Origin of the sequence: Nocardioides guangzhouensis, from assembly GCF_004519545.1 — a bacterium.
GTDB classification, from domain to species: domain Bacteria; phylum Actinomycetota; class Actinomycetes; order Propionibacteriales; family Nocardioidaceae; genus Nocardioides; species Nocardioides guangzhouensis.
This window is the reverse complement of record NZ_SDKM01000103.1, coordinates 1-2,343: the sequence shown is the minus strand read 5'-3', so window position 1 is coordinate 2,343 and position 2,343 is coordinate 1. Positions and strand designations below refer to the sequence as shown.

At 70.2% G+C, this 2,343-nt stretch carries 2 protein-coding genes, 1 tRNA gene and 1 pseudogene; 3 read left to right on the top strand and 1 reads right to left on the bottom strand.

All coding sequences use genetic code 11. The annotated features are described in order from the left end of the window. The 3 genes and pseudogenes from EKO23_RS24610 to EKO23_RS26620 form a co-directional block, all read left to right on the top strand. A partial coding sequence (locus tag EKO23_RS24610; RefSeq protein WP_342773642.1) for a replication initiator occupies positions 1-449 on the top strand: 449 nt, incomplete at its 5' end. Next, a complete protein-coding gene (locus EKO23_RS24605) occupies positions 449-649 on the top strand; it encodes a helix-turn-helix transcriptional regulator (protein ID WP_217702808.1) in 201 nt (66 codons plus the stop codon). The genes EKO23_RS24610 and EKO23_RS24605, both read left to right, overlap by 1 nt. A 68-nt stretch (positions 650-717) precedes the next feature. Further along, positions 718-1,716 (top strand): annotated as a pseudogene (locus EKO23_RS26620) (site-specific integrase); the annotation flags it as partial. Between the two features lie 203 nt (positions 1,717-1,919). Here the strand turns inward: EKO23_RS26620 and EKO23_RS24595 are convergent. Further along, positions 1,920-1,992, bottom strand: a tRNA-Lys gene (locus EKO23_RS24595). Between the last annotated feature and the right edge of the window lie 351 nt (positions 1,993-2,343).

Below are 2,343 nucleotides of genomic sequence, written 5' to 3'. Positions count from 1 at the left end.
CTTGTTCTCCGAGCTGGACCGCGGACCTCCCAACCGGGTGTGCCGCGCGGCGGGGACCGCACTGGCCGCGACCGTACGCCAAGCTCGGCGACTGGGTCCACATGCTCGGCTTCCGCGGCCATTTCGGCACCAAGTCCCGCCGCTCCTCCATGACCCTGACCGCGCTGCGCCGCGCCCGCCGCCGCGCCCAGGCGTTGATCGCCCAGCACCGCGCCGACGGCCGGCCGCTCGACCTGGCCGCCCTCGAGGCCGACCTCCTCGCCCACGACCACGACGAGACCACCCTCGCGATCGGCCACTGGACCTACACCGGCACCGGCTGGCACACCGAAGCCCAGGCCGTCCTCGCCAACGCCGCAGCAGCCCGCGCCCGCGAGCGCGACCAGTGGAAGGCAGAGCAGCGCAGACAGCACGAAGCAGGGGTCGATCGGGAGAAGGGACGCAGGTGATGGACAGTCGGATGGAAGACCGGCTCTGGTCGGTGCAGGACGTGAGTGAGTACCTCGGGGTGCCCGTGGCCACGGTCTATGCATGGCGCAGCGCCGGGACCGGGCCACCCGGGCGGCGGATGGGCAAGCGGCTGCGCTACCGGCCGCAGGATGTCCGCGACTGGGTGGAGTCGCTGCCCACCGAGGTGTGGGCGTCGTGAAGCCGCTGGGGCTGGGGGAGCACGGGGAGGTGTTCCCGGGTCAGGATGCTCGGGGTCGTCCGGTGGCGATGGTGCAGTACCGAGACTTCGGCGGTCGGATGCGCCGGCTGAAGCGGTCAGGGGCGACGTACGCCGAAGCGCGTCGGCGCGTGCTGAGGGCGCTGGACGATGCACTCCGCTCCACCCGCGACGGGGACTTCACCTCGCGGAGCACGTTGGCGGACGGCGCCCGTGCCTGGCTGGCCATGTTCGGGAGCCAGGTCGAGCGCGGGAGCCGATCCCCGTCCACGCTGGACCTTTACCAGCACGTCGTGGACCGCCACATCGTCCCGGGTGACGGGGGCCTTCGGCTGGGCGAGGTCACCACGGCACGGCTCGACCGGTTCGTGCAGGCGGTGCTCGCGGACAAGGGGTACGCGACCGCGAAGCTGTGTCGGCAGGCGCTCTCGGGCATCTGCGGCCTGCTGGTTCGCCGCGACGGGCTGGCGGCGAACCCGGTCCGGGACCTGTCGCCGATCGAGTTGGATCGCGATCGGGTCGCGCGGGCGATGACGCCGCGGGAGGTTCGGGACTGGCTGGCGATCCTCGACGCGAGCCCCGTCGCTGCGCGGTGGGACCTGCCGGAGCTGACCCGGTTCATGCTCGCCACCGGAGTCCGCCTCGGCGAGGCACTCGGGGTCCGCTGGTCCGACGTCGGCCTGGAGCACTCCACGATCAGCATCGAGCGCACGATCATCCGGCTGCGCGGCCGCGGGCTGGTCGCCTCACGGCTGAAGACACATACGTCAGCGAGGGTGCTCGTGCTGCCGACGTGGTGCCTGGACATGCTCAAGGCCCGGCGGGTGCGGCTGGGCGCGTTCGACGGGCCGGTGTTCCCGGACTCCAAGGGCGGCTACCGAGACCGCAACAACGTGGGGGCGGCCTATCGGGAGGTCCGGACCGGGACCCGGTTCGACTGGGTCACGCCGCACACGTACCGCAAGACGGTGGCGACGTTGCTCGACGGCGAAGGTGCCACCGCGCGTCGGATCGCGGACCAGCTCGGGCACTCTCGGGTGTCGATGACCCAGGACGCCTACATGGGCCGACGGGCGGTCGACGGTCAGAACGCCCGAGGTCCTCGAGCGACACGACCCGGACCACCCGAAACGGCCGGACGACGACGGTCCGGAGGGAGCCGAGGAGCGCGCATGAGTACCACCATGAGTGCCACAGTCGCTCTTCTGGGGTCGGGCTGTCGTGCCTGCACGCTCAGGTCGNCTCAGGTCGGTAGGCCCTGTGGGACTCGAACCCACAACCAACGGATTAAAAGTCCGGAGCTCTGCCAATTGAGCTAAGGGCCCGGGACATGGGGACATACATCGGATTGACCCTGGGGAGTCCGTCCGTAGTTGACCTCAGCCCAGGTGCAGTATCCCTGACTTGTCAGCGCGTGTGGCGGGGTGGGGTGGGTTGCCCAGCTCGCGGTGTGTGTTGCCGGGGTAGGGAGAAGCCTCGGGAGAACATCCATGTAGTTATCGCTGCGAACGCGCGGTGCACATACGCAGTGCATCCACGAGCGAGGGCTGACGAAGGCATCGGTCTGGTCGGGGCGGTGGCGGGACGCCTTTGATCAATTCCGTCTGAGCGTCGAACGGGGGCCGGAAAGACGCACGTCGCCACCCCGCAGCGTCGCACGCTATCTGCGGCATAGG

What these genes read in the sequence shown, in the direction of transcription:
- EKO23_RS24605 (WP_217702808.1), top strand. Translation starts at nt 449, where the DNA reads ATGGACAGTCGGATGGAAGACCGGCTCTGGTCGGTGCAGGACGTGAGT.